18 protein-coding genes are annotated in these 21,289 nt (G+C 64.1%); 10 read left to right on the forward strand and 8 right to left on the reverse strand.

The features are described from left to right. The first annotated feature begins 4 nt into the window (after nt 1–4). Nucleotides 5–994: an ROK family protein gene (locus WBN73_RS12520; protein WP_337340511.1), complete on the forward strand. Its 990-nt coding sequence runs from the start codon at nt 5–7 to the stop codon at nt 992–994. Nucleotides 995–1,005: 11 nt separating this feature from the next. Beyond that, nucleotides 1,006–1,692 (forward strand): N-acetylmannosamine-6-phosphate 2-epimerase, encoded by a 687-nt coding sequence (locus WBN73_RS12525; protein ID WP_207596318.1) that lies wholly within the window; start codon nt 1,006–1,008, stop codon nt 1,690–1,692. Nucleotides 1,693–1,754: 62 nt separating this feature from the next. Here the strand turns inward: WBN73_RS12525 and WBN73_RS12530 are convergent, their stop codons facing one another. Then, nucleotides 1,755–2,585 carry a sulfurtransferase gene (locus tag WBN73_RS12530; protein WP_337340405.1) on the reverse strand — a complete coding sequence of 277 codons (831 nt, stop codon included), beginning with the start codon at nt 2,583–2,585 and terminating at the stop codon, nt 1,755–1,757. Nucleotides 2,586–2,741: 156 nt separating this feature from the next. Here WBN73_RS12530 and WBN73_RS12535 point away from each other — a divergent pair, with 156 nt between their 5' ends. The 5 genes from WBN73_RS12535 (at nt 2,742) to WBN73_RS12555 (ending at nt 8,454) form a co-directional block, all read left to right on the forward strand. Then, a complete protein-coding gene (locus WBN73_RS12535) occupies nt 2,742–4,199 on the forward strand; it encodes a dihydrolipoyl dehydrogenase family protein (protein WP_337340406.1) in 1,458 nt (485 codons plus the stop codon). Between the two features lie 71 nt (nt 4,200–4,270). Beyond that, complete coding sequence (locus tag WBN73_RS12540) at nt 4,271–5,077, forward strand: ABC transporter ATP-binding protein (RefSeq protein WP_280626771.1); 807 nt, start codon at nt 4,271–4,273, stop codon at nt 5,075–5,077. After that, nucleotides 5,074–7,110: a YhgE/Pip domain-containing protein gene (locus WBN73_RS12545; RefSeq protein ID WP_337340407.1), complete on the forward strand. Its 2,037-nt coding sequence runs from the start codon at nt 5,074–5,076 to the stop codon at nt 7,108–7,110. Before WBN73_RS12540 ends, WBN73_RS12545 begins: the two co-directional genes overlap by 4 nt. Beyond that, nucleotides 7,107–7,739 (forward strand): TetR/AcrR family transcriptional regulator, encoded by a 633-nt coding sequence (locus WBN73_RS12550; protein ID WP_207596309.1) that lies wholly within the window; start codon nt 7,107–7,109, stop codon nt 7,737–7,739. Before WBN73_RS12545 ends, WBN73_RS12550 begins: the two co-directional genes overlap by 4 nt. Nucleotides 7,740–7,833: 94 nt before the next feature. Beyond that, nucleotides 7,834–8,454, forward strand: coding sequence for a hypothetical protein (locus WBN73_RS12555; protein WP_337340408.1), 621 nt, complete (start codon nt 7,834–7,836; stop codon nt 8,452–8,454). A 74-nt stretch (nt 8,455–8,528) separates the two neighbouring features. Here the strand turns inward: WBN73_RS12555 and WBN73_RS12560 are convergent, their stop codons facing one another. The 6 genes from WBN73_RS12560 to WBN73_RS12585 are packed head-to-tail and all read right to left on the reverse strand — an operon-like array spanning nt 8,529 to nt 16,884. Next, a complete protein-coding gene (locus WBN73_RS12560) occupies nt 8,529–9,947 on the reverse strand; it encodes an NAD(P)/FAD-dependent oxidoreductase (RefSeq protein ID WP_280626766.1) in 1,419 nt (472 codons plus the stop codon). A gap of 39 nt (nt 9,948–9,986) precedes the next feature. Continuing rightward, entirely contained in the window at nt 9,987–11,609 is a 1,623-nt protein-coding gene (gene nikE / locus WBN73_RS12565) for an ABC transporter ATP-binding protein (RefSeq protein WP_280626764.1), read from the reverse strand. Next, complete coding sequence (locus WBN73_RS12570) at nt 11,606–12,463, reverse strand: ABC transporter permease (RefSeq protein WP_337340409.1); 858 nt, start codon at nt 12,461–12,463, stop codon at nt 11,606–11,608. The genes nikE and WBN73_RS12570 overlap by 4 nt, the downstream gene beginning before the upstream one ends. Next, on the reverse strand, nt 12,460–13,488 hold the full coding sequence (locus WBN73_RS12575; protein WP_337340410.1) for an ABC transporter permease: 1,029 nt from the start codon (nt 13,486–13,488) through the stop codon (nt 12,460–12,462). Before WBN73_RS12575 ends, WBN73_RS12570 begins: the two co-directional genes overlap by 4 nt. Before the next feature lies 1 nt (nt 13,489). Further along, nucleotides 13,490–15,148 carry an ABC transporter substrate-binding protein gene (locus tag WBN73_RS12580; protein ID WP_337340411.1) on the reverse strand — a complete coding sequence of 553 codons (1,659 nt, stop codon included), beginning with the start codon at nt 15,146–15,148 and terminating at the stop codon, nt 13,490–13,492. Nucleotides 15,149–15,171: 23 nt separating this feature from the next. Continuing rightward, nucleotides 15,172–16,884: an amidohydrolase gene (locus WBN73_RS12585; protein ID WP_337340412.1), complete on the reverse strand. Its 1,713-nt coding sequence runs from the start codon at nt 16,882–16,884 to the stop codon at nt 15,172–15,174. A 178-nt stretch (nt 16,885–17,062) separates the two neighbouring features. Between WBN73_RS12585 and WBN73_RS12590 the strand changes: the two genes are divergently transcribed. Together WBN73_RS12590 and WBN73_RS12595 are read left to right on the forward strand one after the other, a co-directional pair. Then, complete coding sequence (locus tag WBN73_RS12590) at nt 17,063–17,749, forward strand: TetR/AcrR family transcriptional regulator (RefSeq protein ID WP_242703528.1); 687 nt, start codon at nt 17,063–17,065, stop codon at nt 17,747–17,749. A gap of 109 nt (nt 17,750–17,858) precedes the next feature. Continuing rightward, nucleotides 17,859–19,337, forward strand: a complete 1,479-nt coding sequence (locus tag WBN73_RS12595; protein WP_337340413.1) for a gamma-aminobutyraldehyde dehydrogenase — start codon at nt 17,859–17,861, stop codon at nt 19,335–19,337. Nucleotides 19,338–19,378: 41 nt separating this feature from the next. Here the strand turns inward: WBN73_RS12595 and WBN73_RS12600 are convergent, their stop codons facing one another. Further along, nucleotides 19,379–20,293, reverse strand: a complete 915-nt coding sequence (locus WBN73_RS12600; RefSeq protein WP_337340414.1) for an EamA family transporter — start codon at nt 20,291–20,293, stop codon at nt 19,379–19,381. Nucleotides 20,294–20,365: 72 nt separating this feature from the next. Here WBN73_RS12600 and WBN73_RS12605 point away from each other — a divergent pair, with 72 nt between their 5' ends. After that, entirely contained in the window at nt 20,366–21,277 is a 912-nt protein-coding gene (locus WBN73_RS12605; protein WP_337340415.1) for a LysR family transcriptional regulator, read from the forward strand. Nucleotides 21,278–21,289 lie beyond the last annotated feature (12 nt).

Genomic DNA, 21,289 nt, shown 5'->3' on the forward strand with positions numbered 1-21,289 from the left:
TTCCATGAACCACGTGATCGGCGTTGACCTCGGCGGCACCAAAACCGCCGCCGGAGTTGTCACGCCTTCCGGCGACGTGTTGATGTCGGAGATCATTCCTACGTTGAACCGGGCCGGTGGCGAAGCAATTTTGGACGCCACCGCTGCGCTGATCGCGGGCTTGGTGGAGCGCGCTGCCGACGCCGGCATGTCGGTTTCCGGCGTCGGCATCGGCTCCGCCGGTGTGATAGACGCGTCTTCAGGGGTGGTGGTCTCCGCGACCGATGCGATTCATGGTTGGGCCGGGACTGCGCTTGTTTCGGGGCTTGCCGCGCGTCTTTCGCTTCCTGCCCCGGCCGTCCGCGCCGTCAACGACGTCCACGCACACGCGCTCGGAGAAGCTTGGCTTGGCGCCGCCGCCGGATCATCGAGTTCACTCATGGTGGCGTTCGGAACAGGAGTTGGCGGGAGTTTTGTCCTGAACGGCGTTCCTGTAGTGGGTCACCGTTTTGTGGGTGGGCATGTGGGGCATTTCGCTTCTCCCTATGCCTACTCCGACGGTGTTCCACTGCCGTGCGTGTGCGGTGGTTCCGGGCACGTTGAGGCTGTGGCTTCCGGGCCCGCTCTTTTTGAGGCGTTTCTTCGCTGTGGCGGTTCTGCACGGGAGGCATTGGACGCGCGGGGCGTGTTTGCGCTGGCCGCTGCTGAAGCCCACGACGGCGGTGCTGCCGCAGGCTCTGCGGACAGCCGCGCCGCGGCTTTGCGTGCTGTCGACATTGGCGCAGCCGCTGCTGGACAGGCAGTGGGCGGCCTTATCAACATCCTTGATCCTGAAACCGTGGTGATCTCCGGCGGCCTTGCCGATGCCGGTGAACTGTGGTGGAAGCCCATGGAAACGGCACTCCGGGAAGAACTCCTGGCTCCCTTGGCTGCCATCCCTGTCCTCCGGGCAACACTTGGCAACACGGCGGCGATTGTTGGCGCCGCGAAACTCGTCCTACCAGGCCCTAAGTAAAGGGAGATCCCATGATTCTCACCACCGAAGGCCTCGAGGCCCTCCGCTCACAACTGATCGTCTCGTGCCAGGCCTACCCCGGCGAGCCCATGCGCGATCCCCGGACCACCGCCCAGGTGGCGGCCTCGGCTGTCAGCGGAGGCGCTGCGGCGATCCGCGTCCAAGGGTTGGCCGACGTGCAGTTCACGCGCGCCGCCGTCGAGGTTCCTGTCATTGGCCTGTGGAAAGACGGCCACGATGGCGTCTTCATCACACCCACGCTGCGCCACGCCTTGGCGGTAGCGAATGCCGGTGCGCACGTTGTGGCGATTGACGGAACGCGGAGGGCCCGCCCGGATGGGCTTTCCCTGGGCGAAACGGTGGCTGGTCTCCACGCGGAATCACACGCACTGGTCATGGCTGATTGCGGTTCCTTCGACGACGCTGTTGCCGCCGTCGAGGCGGGTGCTGACCTGATCGGCACTACATTGTCCGGCTACACCGGCGAGCGCCCCAAGACTGACGGCCCGGACCTGGAGCTCCTGGAGCAGATCGCGTCCGCCCAACTGGGCAAGCCACTCATCGCAGAGGGCCGCATCCATACCCCTGCGCACGCACGGCAAGCCCTTGACGCCGGGGCGTTCGCCGCGGTGGTGGGCACCGCCATCACGCACCCGGCCACCATCACGGGCTGGTTCAAAGGCGCAATGCACGCGTGATTCGCAGCGTTGCGAGGCCCGCTCCGCACCTCAAAATCCGCGCCGGGCCAGCAAAGCAGGCCTCACAACCCCGGTGACAGCGTCGCCTCTGGCATCTCCTGCGCACGGGAGTACTGGGACCACCCGCCGACGAACAGCCTCCCATGGCCCATACCCACATGCTCCATGGCCAGCAGGTTATGGCAGGCCGTTACTCCAGAGCCGCAGTAGGAGACCACGCCCTCTGCGGACAGAACGCCGGCAAGCTCGAAGTTCGCGCGAACCTGCAGGTCCGGGATCAAGTGTCCCGTGGAGTCGAGGTTCCCGCGGCACGGAACATTCACGGCACCGGGGATGTGTCCGGGACGGGGATCCACGGGATCCTGGAGTCCATGGAAGCGGTCACGGTTCCTCGCATCCACTCTCAGGTACGTGGCAGACGAGGCCTCGGAGATATCCGCCAGTAGTTGCGCTGGCCAGGTCTGGGCCGAAAAGTCCCCCATCCGTGGTGAAGGTGCCTGCGTGGTGAGTTCGCCTTGGTAAGCGGCCATGCCGCCGTTCAGTATCGCTGCGTTGTGTCCTGTCGACCGGAGCATCCACACGAGTCTGGCCGCGATGACTCCGCCGGCGTCGTCGTAGGCGATCACCGTGTCCGAGTCGTTGATCCCTGCACGCCGCATGCCTTCGGCAAACACGTTGGGGTCGGGCAACGGGTTCCTCCCGGCTTCAGGAGACGCCGGCCCGGACAACCATTGGTCAAGGTCCATGAAAACAGCACCAGGAAGATGGCCGCGGTCATAGGCGTCCTTCCCGGAGGATCCGTCCAGATACCAGCGGGAATCGGCAAGAACGACTTTTCCAGCGTTCTCCTTGCACCAGTCCCAATCGACGAAAGGCCTCAAATCTTCTCCCATGCGAAGCAGCCTAGCCACCAATCCCACAATATGAGATGTGCATCTCGAAATATGGACAGTGTGGCCGCCTGGCTGGGCCCTTTTGCGCCCCAAAATCCGGCGCTGGCGCGCAGAGCGGGCCCCACAACGTACAGGTGCCGGTTGTAGGCTTCTCCCATGACTGCCGAGACCTCCCGGGAATTCGATGTAATCGTGATCGGCGCGGGCGCCGTAGGGGAAAACGTGGCGGACCGGGTGGTTCGCGGCGGCCTTACGGCGGTGATTATCGAGAGCGAGTTGGTGGGCGGCGAGTGCTCCTATTGGGCCTGCATCCCTTCCAAGGCACTTCTTCGTCCCGGGAACGTGCTCCACGCTGCCCAGGTGGTGCCCGGCGCGAGCGAGGCTGTTACTGGAGTGGTTGACGCCCAAGCTGCGCTGAAGAACAGGGATTGGTTCACCAACAACTGGCAGGACGGCAGCCAGGTGGAGTGGCTGGACAGCGCGGGCATCGAGCTCATCCGTGGCCGCGGCCGCATCACGGGCCCGCGCGAGGTCCAGGTGGATGGCCTCGACGGTAACAGTTACGCGCTCAAGGCACACCATGCCGTGGTGGTCGCGACCGGCTCCACCCCCACCATCCCGGACATTGAGGGCTTGAAAGATGTCCCGTTCTGGACCACCCGCGGAGCCACGGCAGCGAAGGAAATTCCCAGGCGCTTTACCGTGCTCGGCGGCGGCGTAGCGGGCGTGGAGATGGCGCAGGCATTCGCCCGGCTCGGCTCGGACGTGACCCTGATTGCCCGCGGTCGTTTGTTGAGCAGCTATCCGGAAGAGGCGGCCACCCTGGTGATGGCCGGACTCCGCGCCGACGGCGTCACCGTTCACGTCCACACCGATGTGGAGAGAACACAGAAGAACGACGACGGCACAGTGACAGTCGCGTTCGACGGCAAAACTGTCACCGCTGACAAACTGTTGGTGGCCTCAGGCAGGCACCCCGCACTGGCCAATCTGGGCTTGGAGAATGTTGGCGTCGAGCCCCGGAACGGCAAGCCGCTCCGCGTCACGACCGATGCCAGCGGCCTGGTTGAGGGCCCAGCCAGCGATGGCACCAGCGGACTCTGGCTGTATGCCGCGGGGGATGCCGCGGGCAAGGTCCTTTTGACCCACCAGGGCAAGTACGAGGCCCGTGCTACCGGTGACGCGATCGTGGCAAGGGCCAACGGCAAGCTCCAGGGCACACCGAAACCGTGGAGCCCGTGGGCCCATACTGCCGACGATCATGCCGTGCCGAGCGTGGTGTTCACCGACCCCGAGGTTGCCTCCGTGGGGCCCAGCCTGGAGCAGGCCCTCTTGCAGGGAAGGAACGTCACTGGCGTGGAACTACCCATCAACGTGTCCGGTTCCCAACTGCACTCCCCCGACTACAAGGGCTGGGCCCAGATCGTGGTGGATGAGGATCGGCAGGTGATCATCGGCGCCACCTTCGTGGGCCCAGGCGTTGCAGAACTCCTGCACTCAGCCACCATCGCGATCGTGGGCGAGGTGAAGTTGGACCGCCTCTGGCACGCCGTTCCTTCATATCCGACCATCAGCGAAGTATGGCTGCGGCTCCTGGAAAAGTACGGACTCTAAATCTCTATTTGAACTGACCAGTCAGTTTAGTTAGACTTTCAGCAGACACCATTTCTGCGAAAGGCTTCATTGTGCTGTCCGTACAGCAACTCCAGATCAACGGCCGCCGGGACGATCTCCTGCCGGCAACGTCACTTCAGGTCCGCCGCGGCGAACTTCTGCTCGTTGCCGGAGAGGGCCAGGACCAGCGGACCGCTTTGGCGTTGGCCCTGAGCGGCCGCATGAAGCCCAGCAACGGCGTCCTCAGCTGGGACACCACCACTAAAACCAAGAAGATCCGGCTCGCCAGCGCCTTGGTGGACTCCCCCGGCGTCAACGAACCCGAGCAGCACCTCAGCGTCCGTGACCTCGTCACCGAAGACCTCTCCCTCATCCCCCGCCGCTACCGCGGCGCGTTGCTGAGCAAGCCGTGGCTGAAGGTCAACAGCTTCGAGGACATCGCGGGACTCTGGATCGAACAAATTCCCGCCACCCGCCGGCTCGAACTCCTGACCGCACTCGCCCTCGCAGATCCGGCCACGGACCTCCTCGTGGTGGACTCCCCCGACCGCCACAGCGCAGATCCCGCAGCGTGGTTGCCCAGGCTTCAGGCTTTGGCGTCCGACGCCGGGCGGCCGCTTGCCGTGGTCGCCGTCGTCGGTGCCCTCCCGGAGAACTGGACCGGAGCCGCCGCGGTGATCGGCAACTCCGTGATGCATCCACCCGAACCGGAGGCTGAGGGCCCGCACTCCGAAACCAAGCCAGCGGCCGCCGTCGAGCCTAAAGCCAAACATGCTGCCGAGCCGGTGGCTGAAGAGCCGGAAACACTCGAAACTCCAGCGGCGCCCCAGGTGGCCGTCGACCCCGAATCCGAAAACCTCCAAAGGACTGCAAAGTGACTGTTCTGCGGCTCGCCCGCTCCGAACTCAAGCGCATGACCGGCGGGCTCCTGCCCAAGCTGACCATCCTCGCCCTGACGATGGTCCCGTTGCTGTACGGCGCCGTGTACCTCTATGCGAACTGGGATCCGTACGGCAACCTGAACCAGATCGACGCCGCGCTGGTAGTGGAGGACACGGGAGCAACGTCGTCGGACGGCACCGAACTGCAGGCCGGCCGGAAAGTGGCCGACAGCTTGGTGGAGGGACACGTCTTTAACTGGAAGCCGGTCTCCAGCGCCGAGGATGCAGACGCCGGTGTCCGTACGGGTGAGTACGCCTTCGCGCTGCGCATCCCCAAGGACTTCTCCGCCAACCTGGTCTCGCCCGGCAGCTTCGACGCCGCCAACCAGGCCATGCTGCACGTCACCACCAACGACGCCAACAACTACCTTTTGAGCACCATCGTGGACAAGCTCACCACGGCGGTTCACTCCACAGTGGCCAAGGAGGTGGGTGAGGAAACGGCAAACCAGCTCCTCACAGGCTTCGGAACCATCCATGCCTCCATCGTCAAAGCCGCGGACGGAGCCTCGGAACTGGCCACGGGCGTGACGAAGCTGAGCGACGGCGCCACAACCCTCCATGGCGGCACCACCGAACTGGTGGCCGGCGCCGACCAACTCGTGGCCGGTCAAACCAAACTGCGGGACGGTGCTGTCCAGCTCAACACCGGGGCCAGCCAGCTGAGCTCAGGCCTCACGGAGCTGAAGAACAAGACGGCGACGCTGCCTGCGGACTCCAGGAAACTCGCCGACGGCGCCGCCCAAGTAGCCGCCGGAAACGCCGAGCTGAACGCCAAAGTCCAGGACGTCGTCGGGCAGCTTGAAGCGGCAGACAAAGGCCTTCGGAACCGGGTGGTCGAGTCCAACGCGCGGCTGGTCGCGGCCGGTGTGCTGACGCAGGAGCAGGCCGCCAAGGTTCTGGCGGACTTCGACGCCGCCGCGGCATCGAGCCCCGTGACGGACGCGAAGGCCAAGATTTCCGGCGACGCCGCCAAGATCCAGCAACTCTCGGACGGCTCTGCTGCCGTGAGCGCCGGAGCTGCCAAACTCGCCGGCGCCACGCCAACACTCACCGACGCGATTTCGAAAGCCGCCGCAGGTGCCGGACAGCTGAACACCGGCGCAGCCACACTGGCCGCCGGACAGCAGACCGCTTTGGACGGCGCGGCCAAGCTCGACGACGGTGCCCGCCAACTGGACGACGGCGCAGGCCAGCTAGCCAGCGGCGCAGTGACCGCAGCCGATGGTTCACACACCCTTGCCACCGAGCTCGCCAAGGGGGCGGGAGACATCCCCAACCCGAACGATGAGCAGAAGAGCAGCGTGTCCAAGGTGATTGCTGATCCCGTGGCGGTGGACAACGTCTCGCAGGCGAAGGCAGGCTCTTACGGCGCCGGACTGGCACCCTTCTTCCTGACCCTGGCACTGTGGATCGGCGTGTTTATGTTGGTCCAGGCCATGCGGCCCATCACCCAGCGGGCCCTGGCGTCGAACGCCCCTGCCTGGAAAATCGCCGTCGGAGGCTGGCTGCCGTTCTTCGTGGTCTCGGTGCTGCAGGCCACCATCCTCACTCTCGTGGTGAACCTTGGCCTGGGCTTGAACCCCGCACACCCCATCGGCATGTGGCTGTTCATGCTGGCCGCAGTGATGGCCTTCAGCGCGATCATCCAGGGCATCGTGGCGCTGATGGGGACACCCGGCAAGTTCGTGGTGCTGATCCTGTTGGTCCTGCAGCTGGTGTCCTCGGGAGGAACGTTCCCGTGGCAAACCACCCCCATGCCGCTGCACGTGGTGCACGAGGTCCTGCCCATGGGCTACGTGGTGACCGGCATGCGGCACTTGATCTACGGAGGTGAGCTCAGCATGATCTGGCCCACTGTCCTGGGCCTGCTTGGATACACTTTGCTGGGAATGGCGTTGTCCACGCTCGCCGTCCGCAAGCACAAGGTGTGGACCCTCAAGACGCTGAAGCCGGAGATCGCAGTATGAGCACCACCGAGCCCGTCCCCACCGGTCCTGCAGAGAAGAAACTCCGCCCCGGCCGCACCAACGCCACCAAGCAGCGCCTGTTCGAGGCCTCCATGGAATTGATCGGCGAGCGCGGCGCCGCGGGGGTCACAGTGGACGAGATCGCGGCCGCGGCCGGTGTCTCCAAGGGGACCGTCTATTACAACTTCGGCAGTAAGTCGGACCTGATTGCCCAGCTGCTTCGGCACGGTGTGGACATCATGCTGGTCCGGCTCCAGGACGTTCGCGGCCAGGCCAGCGACCCCTTGGAATCCATGAACAACATGGTGGGCCAGGCCATGGAATTCATGGACGACTACCCCTCCTTCGCCCGCCTGTGGGTCAGTGAAAACTGGCGCACGCCCGGCGAGTGGAGCGCCGTATTCGCCGAACTCCGGGCTGAGCTCCTGGCCGTGATTGGTTCGGCCGTGGAAAGCGTTGCGTCCGGGTACAAGGTCAACGAGTCCATTGCCCGCGGTTCACTGGAGGCAGCGATCTTCGGAGCGATCTTCGTGGTGGGACTGGACCGTCAGACGTACAACCCGGAGCGGACCCGCGAGCAGAGCGTCGACGCCGTGATGACCATCATGCACGGGTACGTCATCAAGTAGCGCTGTCCGAGCGGGCCTCGGAACGGTATTCAACTGCAATGTACGACGGCGTGGCGTGGCCACTTGGTCGGCGATGATTAACCTCATGCGTCACATGGGGAACAGTGGAAAGCTTGCGGTAGTGGCAGCCTTTGTGTCGCTCGGGCTCTTGGTACTGGCGGCCGTGGTCTTGGAAGAGCTGGTGCTGTACCTGTTCCTGGGCGCCGTGCTGGTCTGCTATTTGGCGTCCCTCGTCCAGGTTTTCAACCGCCGCCGCTACTTCGTGGTCCTCCTTGGCGCGGCGGGCACCAGCCTGTTCATTGGTTGCGGCATCGCGTTCCTGAGGATGTGGGGTATCGCCTTCAACCAGGATGCCAACGCCTTGGGCAGTGCCGGGAGCACCCAGGACTCCGACATCTACTTCTACCTGGCTGCCGCGGCCGGGGTCGGGACACTGGCTGTGCTGTTCCTCGGCGCGGTGGTGCCGTCGTTTGGTTCGCGTGCCGCTGCCTCTGCCGAAAGGCCTTCGACGGCGGCAAAGCGCACCCCCGCGCCGCGCAAACCCGCGACGCGCGCAGGGACACCGGCCAAGCGACCGGTTCAATCAGCACCGCGTACTTCCGGCGCAACGAAGACCCCGGCCGTGAAGCGCCCCACACCCCGGACGCCAACGACGCCTGCCAAGCGACCGGCGTCGAGCGCGTCCGCCCAACGCAAGCCGGCCCCCAAGCGCTAACGTCCCCAAGTAGGTAACAGCACATGTCGCAATGGGCACTCATTACGACATGTGCTGTTACTTAGTTGGGAGGGTCAGGAGTCGAAACCCAGCCCGACGGCGTCGAGCGCTTTGAGGATGAGGTTCCGTTTCCCTTGATTGTGGTCGGCCCTGTCCATGGACCAGCGGGTCAGGTTGATGCCCAGGGAGGCCAGCGGCTCGGGAGGGAAGGGAAGCGGCCGTTTCCTAACCATCTCCACCCGGGTGCGCTCGGTGTCGAGGCCGGCCAGCAGGTCCAGGAGGACGTCCGCCGCGAAGGCTGTGGCCCCCACTCCCAGCCCCGTGAAACCAGCCGCGTACGCAACGCGCCCTTTCCGCGCTGTACCGAAGAACGCGCAGAACTGCGTGCTCGAGTCGATGGGACCGGCCCACTTGTGCGTGAACTTCAGTCCCTCCAACTGCGGGAACGTCGTGAAGAAGTGGGAGGCGATCCTCTCCCAGGTCTCCGGCTGGTATTCGTGCCGCTGGTCCACGCGACGGCCCCAGAAGTAGAGAGCATCGTACCCGCCAAAAAGAATCCTGTGGTCCTTGGTGATGCGGTAGTAGTGGAACTGGTTGGCAACATCGCCAATTCCCTGGCGTTTGCTCCACCCGATGGACTCCAGCTGTTCTGCCGTCAGGGGTTCGGTCATGAGCGCATAGTCGTACACCGGAACAGTCATGAGCTGGTTCCGCTTGAGCAGGGACGGAAACACGTTGGTGCCAAGGACCACGTACCCGGCCTCTACGTTGCCTCTTTCCGTGACCACGGTGACGCCGGAATCATGGTCCTTGAGTTCACGCACACGCGTTCCTTCGTGGATCACCACGCCCAACTCCGCTGCCACCCTCGCCAGTTCAAGGCCGAGTTTGTACGGGTGGACCATCGCCACGGAGTCCTTGTGCCAACGTCCCGCCAAGTACGTAGGGGAATTGACCTCTGCCCGGATGGCCTCCTGGTCCAGGAAGACACTGCCGGGGCTGTCGTCCCCCTGGAGCCACGCCACCTGATGGGGTTCGACGGCAACGTTGAGCTCACCGGTCCGCTCCCAGTCGCAGTCCATCCCGTATTTCTCCACGGCTTCCTGCATGCGGTCCAGGTTCTCCATGCCCAGACGGTCCAGGATCTCCAACTCGCCGGGCCAACGGTTCTTGCCGTTCTCGTGGCCGTGGGTGAGGCTCGCCTCGCAGAAGCCGCCATTACGGCCGGACGCCGCCCAGGCAACGTGTTCTGCTTCCAGCAGGATCACCGTCCGGCCAGGGTCACGTTCCTTGGCGCGAAGTGCTGTCCACAGGCCGGTGTATCCGCCGCCGATGATCACGAGGTCGGCGGCAGCATCGCCGTCGAGCTGTGGGTAATGAGTAGCTGAGTCCTTCAGGTCGTCGATCCAGAAGGGCCGATGGGCGGCACCTTCCAGCGCGTGGGATACGACGGCGGTCTGCGGGACATTCCGTTCGAAAACGGTGGTCTTCACGGGAGGTTCTCCTGTTTCAATGGTGATGTTCTTAGCCGGTCAGGCAATGACCGGTTGGACGTCCCACAAGGGCCGGGGACGGGAGGCGATGAGGTTCCGCGTGTACTCATCTCCAGGGTCCTCAAGGATTCGTGCCGTGAGCCCCTGCTCCACGATCCGTCCCTGATGCATCACGATGAGCTCAGAACAGAGGCGTGACACCACGGCCAGGTCGTGGGTGACGAACAGGATGGTCAGTCCAAGCTGGTCACGCAGTTCCTCCACGAGTTCGAGCACCTGGGCCTGGACGGAGACGTCCAACGCACTGGTGGCCTCGTCCAGTACCAACAGGCGGGGTCGTGCGGCAAGGGCCTTGGCCAAGGCGACACGTTGACGCTGTCCGCCAGAGAGGGCCCGGGGCTTGGCGTCGAACCGTTCGGACCCGATCCCCACCCTTGCCAGGAGGTCGCGTGCACTGTCCTTGGCTTCCTTGCGTCCCTGCTTTTGGTGCAGCCGGAAAACATCGGCAACAGCATTGCCAACAGCGATCCGGGGATCCAAGGACAGGTACGGATCCTGGAAAACAATCTGTACTTCCTTGGCCAACACTTTCCTTTCGGATGCCTTCAGGGGCCGGTGTGGCCTGATGACTCCGCGAAGGGTGAGTTCGCCTGCTGTGGCGGTTTCAAGCCCCAGCACCAGCCTGGCGAGCGTGGACTTCCCGGAACCGGACTCGCCCACGATGCCCAAGGACCCGCCCTCAGGCAAGCTGAAATGGGCGTTTTCCAAGGCGCTGATGACTTCTCCGCCGGGCAGGTGGTAGCTCTTGGACAACCCGGTGACCTCCAGCAAAGGAGACCCTGCCGGCTCATGCCCGGGAGGCGCAGCCAAGGCGGAGCCAGACCCCACCTCTATGACAGGAGTCGCCTCCACCAACTGCCGTGTGTAGTCCTGCTGGGGCGTCAGGAAAACAGCCTGGGTTGGTCCGTGTTCCACCACTTCCCCGCGACGGAGAACATAGACGCGCTCACACAGGCCCGCAGCCAGGTTGAGATCATGCGTGATGAACAGCATGCCCATCCCGCGGGACTGTTGTTCTTCGCGCAGGAGCCGCACAATCCCGGCCTGGGTGGTGACATCCAGGGCGGTGGTGGGCTCGTCGCACAGCAACAGGTCCGGCGAGTTCAGGAGGGCCGCAGCAATCATGACGCGCTGGAGCATGCCGCCGGAAAGTTGGTGCGGGTGCTGGTCCATGAGTTCCTTGGCCCGCCGAAGCCCCACTTGCTCCAGTTGTTTCACTGCGCGTTCTATGGCCTCGGCGCGGCTCAGGCCGTCAAACCGCACGAGTGTTTCAGTGAGGAAGTCCCCCACGGTCCGGACCGGGTTGATGCCTGCCCGGGGGTCCTGGAAGATCATCGACGCATGTCCGCGGCGCAGCTCCATGAGCCGCTGCTTGCTGGCCGTCAGGGTGTCGAGGCCCTTCACGGACACGACGCCGGAGGACTGTGCACCACCGGGAAACAACCCCAGCGCGGCACGGGTGGTCAGGGACTTGCCTGAGCCGGACTCCCCCACCAAGGCGACCGCTTCGCCGTCGTTCACGTGCAGGGAAACGCTGTCCAGCAGCGGCGGCCTGCCCGGAAACCCAAGCGTAAAGTTTTCAATCTGCAAGAGCTGGCTCATGAAAGTTTTCCTCCGATGCGGTCTGAGATTTCCTCGCCGATGACGTTGACGGCCACCACCACCAGGACCACCACCACAGCGGGCCAGAAGGCAGGCAGGAGATAGCCGCCCAGCAGGGCGCCGCGGGATTCCTCGATCATGGCGCCCCAGTCGCTGGTGGGCGGTTGGACCCCAAGCCCGATAAAGGAGAGCGCCGCGAGGTCTGCCAGCACATAGCCGAAATTCAGGGTCGATTGAGCGCCAACAGTGGGAATGAGGTTGGGGAGAACCCGTCCCAGCACCACCCAGGGTGTCCGGAAACCGAGCACCCTGTACGCCTGGACGTACGGCCTGCTGCGTTCGGCCACCACCAATGACTGCGCGAGCCGGGCCACGTACGGAACGTACGCAATGGTCATGGCCAGGATGGGCGCCAAGAGCCCCTTACCGAACAGGGCGATGGCAAGCATGGCCATGAGCAGCGCGGGAAAAGCAAAGAGGAGATCGAAAAGGCGGCCCAAAGCCTTGCCCAGCCAGCCCTCCGACCAGCCAGCCACCAGGCCAAGCAGCAATCCGAGGACAGTGGATCCGATCACCACGATGGTGGGCCCCAGCAGCGACGTCCGACCACCGTGCATGAGCCGGCTGAGGAGATCGCGGCCCAAGGCATCCGTACCCAGCAGATGCTGCCCGCTGGGACCGGCCAAAACGTTGTTGAGGTCTACATAGTCCGGGTCGTACGGCGCCAGGACCGGGGCGAACAGGGAAAGAAGTACGACGGCGGCGGCAACGGCAAGCGCGCCCCACGCCATGGGTGACAAGAGGCTGCCGTAACGGCGAAGCCCCGCCTGTGGCAGCTGGATGGCTAACGTCATCGGGACTCCGTTCCGGCCGCGATCCGCGGATCAATGAGGGGTTGGACGAGATCCACCACGGTGTTGACCAGGACGAACGCTGCAACCACCACCATGACGATCGCTTGGACAACACCGAAGTCGAGCCTGTCGATGGACTGCACCAGGAGTTGCCCGATGCCGGAGAGTCCGAAGGTCCGCTCGATGATGGCGCTGGAGACCAGGAGTCCGGCCACGAGCACGCCGCTCACGGTCAGGATGGGCCCCAAGGCGTTGCGCAGCACATGGCGTGCCACCACGGACCCACGGGTGAGTCCACGGCTGGTGGCCACCTCCACGTGTTCGCGGAGCAATTGCTCGTTCATGGAGGACCGCGTCACCCTGGCAACCATTGCGATGTAGGTGATGCCCAACGCGAGCGCCGGGAGGGTGAGATGCCAGATCCGGTCCCATCCGCCGTCGCCGCTTCCAAAGGAGGGGAACCAGCCCAGCCCCACGGAGAAGAGCGCTACCAGGGCAATGGCCGCAACGAACGGAGGAACAGCCCCGGCCGCAGTGAGCGTGATGAGGATGAAGCGGTCGCTGAAACCCTTGTTAAGGCTGGCGACGATCCCGGCAAACAAGCCGAGGACAGTAATGAACACCGCGGCCAAGGCGACGAGTTGCAGGGTGGTGGGCAGCCGGCCGAGCAAGACGTCGGAGACGTCCTGGCGGTAGGTCAGTGAGCGGCCCCAGTCCCCGTGCAGGATGCCGCCGAGCCAGTTCAGGTACTGTTCCCAGGCCGGCTTATCCAAGCCGAACTGCCGGGTGATCTCTTCCAGTGCCTCGGGTTTGGGGCTGCGTCCCCGGAGCAGGAAGCGGGCAGGGTCTCCGGGGACCAGGAAACGGGAGAAGAACACGGCCACGGAGGCAACGAACAACGTCAGCACCAGGGCAAGCAGCTTCTTCACGATGTAGACCGCCGGGCGGACCGCCCTGCGTTTGTCCCGCTTGTGGCTGGGAGCGCCCGGCGTGTTGGCAGCCTGGACTTGTTCTGTAGCGGTCATATCAGCGACCTCCTATCTGGGCTGCCCACGGGTAGTACATGTAATTGATGGACGGGTCCGCACCGGTGATGCGTTTGCCGAGCCACATGGAGGTGACGGTTTCGTAGAGCGGTCCCCAGACCACTTCCTCGCTGGCCAGCTTTGCGGCCTGGCCGGTGAGTTTGCCGCGGGCCTCCGGGTCCTGCACGCTGTAGGCGGAGTTCACCAGGTCATCGAATTCCGCGTTGCTCCAGCCGCCGTAATTGCTGAAGTCGCCGGTCCGCAGCACGCTGTACATTTCCAAGGGCTCGGTGCTGGAGAGGTACCAGGACGTCACCAGCAGGTCCACATTCTTGCGGGCCTCCGGGTCCGAGAACAAGGTGGTGTATTTGTCGTTGGACATGGTCTGGATTTCCGGTTCCAAGCCGATCTCCTTGGCTGCGGACGCGATGGCCCGTGCAGTGATGTCGAACGCGGCATTCAGGGAGGCGGTGGCAAAGACGAACTTGCTGCCTTCGGCCCCGGCTTCCTTCACCAGCTTCTTTGCCTCTTCCAGGTCATAGGGCGTGGAGAGGAGCCCATCAAAGGCCTCATCAGCTGTGGCAGCCGGGACGTCCTTCCACACGCTCCTGGTGGTCAGTGCATCCGTGTTCTTGGCGTAGCCCTGCTCCGCGGCCTTGATCAGTGCGTCCCGGTTGATGGCCATCATGAGTGCCTTGCGCACCCGGACGTCCTGGAAGGTCCCGGCCAGGTTGGTGAAGACCATGCTCTGTACGGAGGTGTCATTACCGAAGTACAGGGACCCGGCGTCCTTGTTGGCTTTGAGGATGTCGATCGCATTGGACGGGATCGCGAAGCCGCCGTCGATTTCGCCCGTTTGGAAGGCGTTGATGCGGGAGGTGGCGTCCGGGAGCATAGTGAACGTGACCTGCTTCGATTTGGGTTTCAGGTCCGGATCCCAGTAGTCGTCGAAGCGTTTGAGGGTGATGCTCTCCCCCGCTTCCCACTGATCGAACTGGAACGGTCCCGTGCAGTTCACTCCCGCTTTTGAGTTGCCGTAGTCCTTGCCTGCTTCCTCAAGGGTTGCTGCGGACTCCACCACACCCGGGGCGCCCACCAGGGAAGAGCTGAACACGTAGTCCGGACGTGTGGTGGTGACCGTGACTTCGTAGTCGCCGGTCTTCTCGATGGACTCCACGTTTTGGTAGGACGACGCCCAGAACGAGCCCACCTCCGGGTCGAGGTGGCGGCTCAGGGAAGCGACGACGTCATCCGCCGTCATCTCGGTGCCGTCGTGGAACTTCACCCCTTGGCGGATGGTGTAAATCCACGTCAGGGGATCAGGATTCTCCACTCCCGTGGCCAGGCCGGGCGAGGTCGAGAGGTCAGCGTTCCATCGGAAGAGCGATTCGCACACGTTGGAAAGGACGGTATTGTCCGGGTAGTCGAAGGCGTAGGCGTAGTCCAGGGAGAACGGCTCCGCGTACATGGCCCAGCTGAAGTTGTCGATCTCCTTGGTGGGCGCTTCTGTGGAGTCGGCCAGGGTGTACTTGGCACCGCCCGCGGAGCCGGTCACGCTGGCGGGCTGCGCGCCGCAGCCGCCCAGGAACAGGCCGAGCACGACGCCGGTGACGGTCACCGCGGTGATTCGCGACGGCGTCGTCCGCTGTTTGCGGCGCATGGTGCCACCCGCTGTTGGCGGCCTCACTGCATCACCGCCGGCTGCTGGCCGCGGGCTGTCTCCGCGACCGGGCTTTGGGCTGCCGCCCGGTCATAGACGCACTCGCCCCCAATCCACGTCTGCGTCACCACTCCCCGGTGCAGTTCCTCCACAGGAAGCTCGAAAAGATTGACGTCCAGGACCGCGAGGTCGGCGAGTTTCCCCGGTTCCACAGTCCCCGTTGCGGCGTCCAGGTGGTTGATCCAAGCAGTGCCGTGGGTGTAGGCGTCCACGATCTGTTTGAGGCTGAGCTTTTGTGATGCCGGGCCGAGCGGGGGGAGGTTTTCTCCCGGGGCTGTGCGGTTCACTGCCACATGGATGGCCGCAATGGGGTCGGCAGTGGAGACCGGCCAATCGCTGCCCGCCACCAATCGGGCGCCCGCAGAAGCCAGCTCACCGAAGGGATAGTGCCTGTCCTCGGCGCCCGGTTCAAGGAACGGGAGCGTCAGGGTGTCCATCTGTTCCTCGTGGCAGGCCCACAGTGCCTGTACGTTGGCGGCCGCATTGAGCTCAGGGAAACGGGGAATGTCCTGGCCGCGGACCACCTGCAAGTGGGCGAGGTGGTGCCGGTGATCGTTGGCGCCGTTGCTGTTCCGGGCTGCCTCCAGCGCGTCCAGGGCATCCGTGACAGCGCGGTCGCCAAGGGCATGGAAGTGAACCTGCATACCCTCGGCATCTATGGCGGTGACAAACTCCTTCAACTGCTCTGGCTCGAAGAACTCGATCCCGCGGTTGTCCGTGTGGTGGCCGTGGTGGTCCAGGTAGACGTGGTGCATGGCGGCCGTGTAGTTCTCGGCCACGCCGTCCACCATGACTTTGACCGTGTTGGCGTTGAGCTGCAGGGGGTCGAATGCTGCGGCCACCGTGTTCCGGCGTTCCACGATTGCTTCCAGCTGGGACATACCGGCGGTCCTGTCCCACCACTGGCATGCCGTGACCCTGACTTTGAGGTCCGCTGCCTTCGCTGCGTCCTGGTAGACCTCCAGGTGATCGGCATGTCCGCCCTCCGGGATGGGGACCCAGGCGTCCTGCCAGGCAGTGATGCCTTGGGCGAGCAGCAATTTCTGGGATGCGAGCAACCCTTGGTACGCCAACTCGTAAGGCACTGCCGGCTTTACCGCGTTGAAGAGGTCCATGGCACCTTCGTGGACGGTGCCTGCCGGTGTGCCGTCCTCTTCGCGTTCCAGCCGACCACCGTCCGGATCAGGTGTGTCCTTGGTGATCCCGGCGGCTTTGAACGCCGCAGTGTTGGCCCAAGCTCCGTGGTGGTCCCTGTTGACGAGGTACACGGGCCGGTCCGGGACCACGGCATCAAGCAACTCCCGGCCAGGGGTGCCCCCGTGGAACAGGTCCATGGACCATCCTGCGCCCACGATCCACGGTTGGTCCGGGTTGTCCGCGGCGTAGCGGGCCACTGTTTCTACAGCTTCTTCTGCGCTGGCCACCTCCGTCAGGTCGCACTGGAGCAGCTCTATCCCTGCGAAGATGGGGTGGATGTGGGCGTCCTGGAATCCGGGAACCACCAGTTGCCCTTCCAGGTCCACACGGCGAGTGTCCGGCGTCGCCGTTGCCTCGAGGTCTTCAGCACCGCCGACGGCGATCACCCTGCCCTCGCCTATTGCCACGCTGGCTTGGACGGGTCCGGCGTCATTGCCGGTGTAAACCCATCCGTTCTCCAACAAAATCTCTGCGTGCACGATCGAGTCCTTTCGTGGGAAATTCAACTCTGCGAGACAGACTATGAGCCGGATCACATTAATGTCAACAGTGTTGACATCAGTGCTGACAAAGACTTTGACTTGTCCTCGAAAGGAGGTGGCCATGGATCATGTAGGTTGATAATCAACCGGGGATCGCATGGAAGGCGGACAACAGATGGTGCAGCCAGCACAGTCAACGGACCGCCGCACGCGCTTGGACCCAGCTACCATCATTGACGCCGTCCTCCGGATTTCCAGCCAGGAACCCAGTGAGCGGCTGACCGTCCGACGACTGGGGCAGGAACTTGAAGTAGACGCCACCGCCGTCTACCGCCACTTCCGGAACCGGGACGCAATCGTCAGGGCAGCGCTGGACAAGTTGTTCATGATGTCCGTGGATCGAACGCTGGCCTCGGCACGCGACCAGGACTGGCGCACCCGGCTGGAGACGTACCTCGATGAACTCCTCCGGGTCTTCATGCAGCACCCCTCCCTGGGCAGCGAGTCCTTCGCCACGGACACTTACGGCCCCGGTGAATTGACGGCAATCGAGTTCGTCCTCCAATGCCTCACCGACGCCGGGCTCGAAGAGGACCGCGTGGTGCACTACTACGCCGCCTTGGAAAGCTACACCCTTGCGCTCGGCGCCGGCATTGCGGTGGAAATCCAGCGGCTCCCGGACTCCGAGGGCCACGATCCCTGGCTCAACCCCAGGGTCTTCACCCGAATTACCGGGCACCCGCTCCTTGAAAAGCACCACGCTGCACTGCAAACCCTCGACTCACTGAAAGCTTTCCAAGCCGGTCTCGCAGCCATCCTGGACAGCGCCGAACGCGAAAGCGCGCAGGCGCCGCAGGCCTGACAGCCTGCCACGCACCCAACCCACCTTCACCGCACGCACGCCGCCACCCGGCGTCGTTCCTTCATCACTGCCCGGACACCGACGCCCGGCAGGGAAAGCACGGCACCCCATGCATCAGTTCATTAACGGAAAACTCCTGTCCGGCACCTCGGGAAACACCCTGGACGTCATCAACCCGGCGACTTCGGAGGTGGTGGAAACCGTCAGCCTCGCCTCGGTGGCGGACCTCGAGGCTGCGGTGGCTGCAGCCCGTTCAGCCTTCCCGGCGTGGTCCCGGACTACCGCAGGAGAACGAGCCGGGATTTTGCAAAAGTTCGCCCGGATCATGGAGGAACGGGCCGCGGAGTTCTCCCGGGTGGAGAGTTCACAGACGGGCAAACCATTGCGGTTGACCCGCGAATTCGACGTCCCCGGCACCATCGACAACATCGACTTCTTCGCAGGAGCCTCACGCCATCTCGAAGGCAAAGCCACAGCTGAGTACTCGCCACAGCACACCTCCTCCATCCGCCGCGAGGCGATTGGCGTGGTGGGGTCCATTGCGCCGTGGAACTACCCTCTGCAGATGGCGGCGTGGAAGATACTGCCCGCGATCGCCGCAGGCAACACCATTGTCCTCAAGCCTGCCGAGATCACACCACTGACATCCCTCATGTTCGCGCAGGCGCTCACGGATGCCGGACTGCCCGACGGCGTGGTGAACGTGGTGGTGGGTGACGGAGCCTCTGTAGGGGCCGCCCTCATGCAGCACCCGGACGTGGACATGGTGTCCTTTACAGGCTCCACCGGCATTGGCCGCACGGTCCTGGAAGCTGCTGCCGTCAACGCCAAGCGAGTGCACCTTGAACTGGGCGGAAAAGCACCTTTTGTGGTGTTCGACGACGCCACCTTGGACGCCGCAGTGCATGGCGCTGTGGCCGGCTCCCTCATCAACACGGGTCAGGACTGCACCGCAGCAACCCGCGCCATTGTGCACCGCAGTGTTTATGACGAGTTCGTGGCAAAGGTCGCCGAGCACTTCGAGGGGATCGTTCTTGGTGCACCCGGGGATCCCGACGCGGACCTTGGCCCGCTGGTCTCCTTCAAGCAACGGGACCACGTGGCGGGGATAGTGGAGCGGGCCCGGGGCTACAGCAAAGTGGTGGCCGGGGGCTACGCTCCCACGGGCAAGGGCCTTGCCGACGGCGCCTTTTACCGCCCCACGTTGGTGGTGGATGCGGCGCCTGACTCGGAGATTGTCAAGGACGAGGTCTTCGGCCCGGTCCTGGTGGTTCTTCCCTTCGACACCGATGACGAAGCGATCCATCTCGCCAACGACACCGTCTACGGACTCGCAGCGTCAGCCTGGACCAACAACCTCCAACGAGCCATGCGCGCCACCCGCGAGATCAAGGCAGGCTGCGTCTGGGTCAACGACCACATCCCGATCATTTCCGAGATGCCCCATGGCGGTTTCAAGCAGTCCGGATTCGGAAAGGACATGTCTGCGTACTCCTTCGAGGAATACACCCAGGTGAAGCACGTGATGGTGGAGCTGGACGGCGTCATCAAGAAGGACTGGCACCGGACGATCTTCACGCTGCGCTGATTCCGCCGTTGCGAGGCCCGCTCTGCATGACTCCGCGGGATTTATAGCCGCAGAGCGGGCCCCGCAATGGTCACTTCGGGCCGGATTTTTCGTCCATTCCCGAGCACTGCCGTGGCCACGCCCAGCAGCAGGATCAGCCCACCCATGATTTCGGTAAGGGTGGGAATTTCATTCAAGACCAGCCACGCCGCCGTCATCCCCACCACCGGGACCAACAGCGTAAAGGGCACGACGTCGGAACTCGGGTACAGCGACAACAACCGGTTCCAGATGCCATACCCGATCAGGGAAGCAAACACCGCCGTGTAAATCGCACTGAGGATGGTCGCCGGTTGCAGGTCCGTGAGCGTTGCCCACACGGTGCCAGGCCCGTCGACTACCAACGACAACCCCGCCAACGGAACAGGGACCACCGCGCCGGACCACACCACCAGTCCCAACCCGGAAGCGGCTTTGGAGTGCCGGGCCACCACGTTGCCAACAGCCCAGGACAACGCCGCGGCCAAAACGATCATGAGGGGAAGGACCGGCGCCACAGCGCTGCGCCCCAGTGCCACCACGCCCAGGCCTGCGATGCCCAGCACCACTCCGGCCATCTGACGCCGGCTGGGCTTCTCCCCCAGGAACTTCGATGCCAGCAGGATGGTCAACAGGACCTGCGCTTGGAGGACCAGCGAGGCCAAGCCCGCCGGCATCCCGAGTGCCATGCCCAGGTACAAGAGGCCGAATTGACCGGCACTCATGAAGAGTCCGACGCCGACTATCGCCTTCCAGCCCACGTCCGGCTTTCGGATGAACAGGATGAACGGAAAAACGACGAGAAGGAAGCGCATCGCCACGAAGAGCAGCGGAGGGACTTCCCTGGCGTTCGTGTGCAGGCCGAGGTCAATGGCGACGAAGTTGATACCCCATAAGACGGCGACCAAGACGGCAAGGGCAGAGTGGCGAAGGTTCACAAGTACACTCTGTCTCTCTTTAGCGTGAAGCACCAGCGTTGAATTCTGTACCTAACCGCGTAGATTTGCTTCATGATCGATATCTCAGCCCTGAGGGCGCTTGTAGCCGTGGAACAGCATGGCTCGGTAGTGGCAGCATCCGACGTCATGGGGTTCAGCCCCTCCGCGGTGTCACAGCAGATCAAAAAACTGGAAAAACAGACCGGTGTTGTGGTCCTGGAGCGCAATGGCCGCGGCGTGCTCCTCACCGAGCGTGGGCTGGCATTGGCCGGCTATGGCCGCCGGATCATGGGTGAACTCGAGGAGCTTCAGGCAACGCTGCTCGCTGATCCCGCCAAGCCGTCGGGCCTGCTGAGATTGGTGGCCTTCTCCACCGCATGCCGGGGGTTGGTGGGACCCATGCTCGGGCGCATGGCGGCCACCCACCCCGCCGTGAAGATTACGGTGCTGGCTGAAGACCCGCGCGAAGCCGTGCAGCGGGTGGCATCCGGCGAGGCGGAACTGGCAGTGGTCCACAACTGGAACTCCGTACCCCTGGTGATCCCGGAGAACCTGGTCCACGAGGATCTCTGCGTTGACCAAGCCGATGTCCTTGTTAACAGCACCCACCCTCTCGCGTCCCGCACCGCCGTCGAGCGTGAAGACTTGCTGAACGAGACCTGGATCAGCACCCCGGCGGGGGCTATCTGCAACGAGGCCCTGCTGCAGATCTTCGCCGGGCTGGGGCGGGTTCCCGACATCCGCGTTTACGATCCGGACTTTTCCACGCACATCGCCATGGTGGAGCAAGGGGTAGCCGTGGCGCTGGTACCACGCCTGGGAAGGCCACTGCTCCCACCGGGAGTCGTTGCCATCCCCGTCATGAATCCCGTCCAGCAACGTTCAGTTGGGGTTGTGTACAGGAAAACGATGACCGCCAGCCCCACCATTCGCCAGGCCGTTCACATACTGCGCGAGGTTTCGGGTGGGTTGCCCCTGCCCTAAGGCTAAGCGGGT

This window comes from Paenarthrobacter sp. CCNWLY172 (assembly GCF_037402035.1).
Lineage (GTDB): Bacteria > Actinomycetota > Actinomycetes > Actinomycetales > Micrococcaceae > Arthrobacter.

Coding starts and splice junctions, on each gene's coding strand:
- WBN73_RS12520 (WP_337340511.1), top strand. CDS start 5: ATGAACCACGTGATCGGCGTTGACCTCGGCGGCACCAAAACCGCCGCC.
- WBN73_RS12525 (WP_207596318.1), top strand. CDS start 1,006: ATGATTCTCACCACCGAAGGCCTCGAGGCCCTCCGCTCACAACTGATC.
- WBN73_RS12530 (WP_337340405.1), bottom strand. CDS start 2,585: ATGGGAGAAGATTTGAGGCCTTTCGTCGATTGGGACTGGTGCAAGGAG.
- WBN73_RS12535 (WP_337340406.1), top strand. CDS start 2,742: ATGACTGCCGAGACCTCCCGGGAATTCGATGTAATCGTGATCGGCGCG.
- WBN73_RS12550 (WP_207596309.1), top strand. CDS start 7,107: ATGAGCACCACCGAGCCCGTCCCCACCGGTCCTGCAGAGAAGAAACTC.
- WBN73_RS12555 (WP_337340408.1), top strand. CDS start 7,834: ATGGGGAACAGTGGAAAGCTTGCGGTAGTGGCAGCCTTTGTGTCGCTC.
- nikE (WP_280626764.1), bottom strand. CDS start 11,609: ATGAGCCAGCTCTTGCAGATTGAAAACTTTACGCTTGGGTTTCCGGGC.
- WBN73_RS12570 (WP_337340409.1), bottom strand. CDS start 12,463: ATGACGTTAGCCATCCAGCTGCCACAGGCGGGGCTTCGCCGTTACGGC.
- WBN73_RS12575 (WP_337340410.1), bottom strand. CDS start 13,488: ATGACCGCTACAGAACAAGTCCAGGCTGCCAACACGCCGGGCGCTCCC.
- WBN73_RS12580 (WP_337340411.1), bottom strand. CDS start 15,148: ATGCGCCGCAAACAGCGGACGACGCCGTCGCGAATCACCGCGGTGACC.
- WBN73_RS12590 (WP_242703528.1), top strand. CDS start 17,063: ATGGTGCAGCCAGCACAGTCAACGGACCGCCGCACGCGCTTGGACCCA.
- WBN73_RS12595 (WP_337340413.1), top strand. CDS start 17,859: ATGCATCAGTTCATTAACGGAAAACTCCTGTCCGGCACCTCGGGAAAC.
- WBN73_RS12605 (WP_337340415.1), top strand. CDS start 20,366: ATGATCGATATCTCAGCCCTGAGGGCGCTTGTAGCCGTGGAACAGCAT.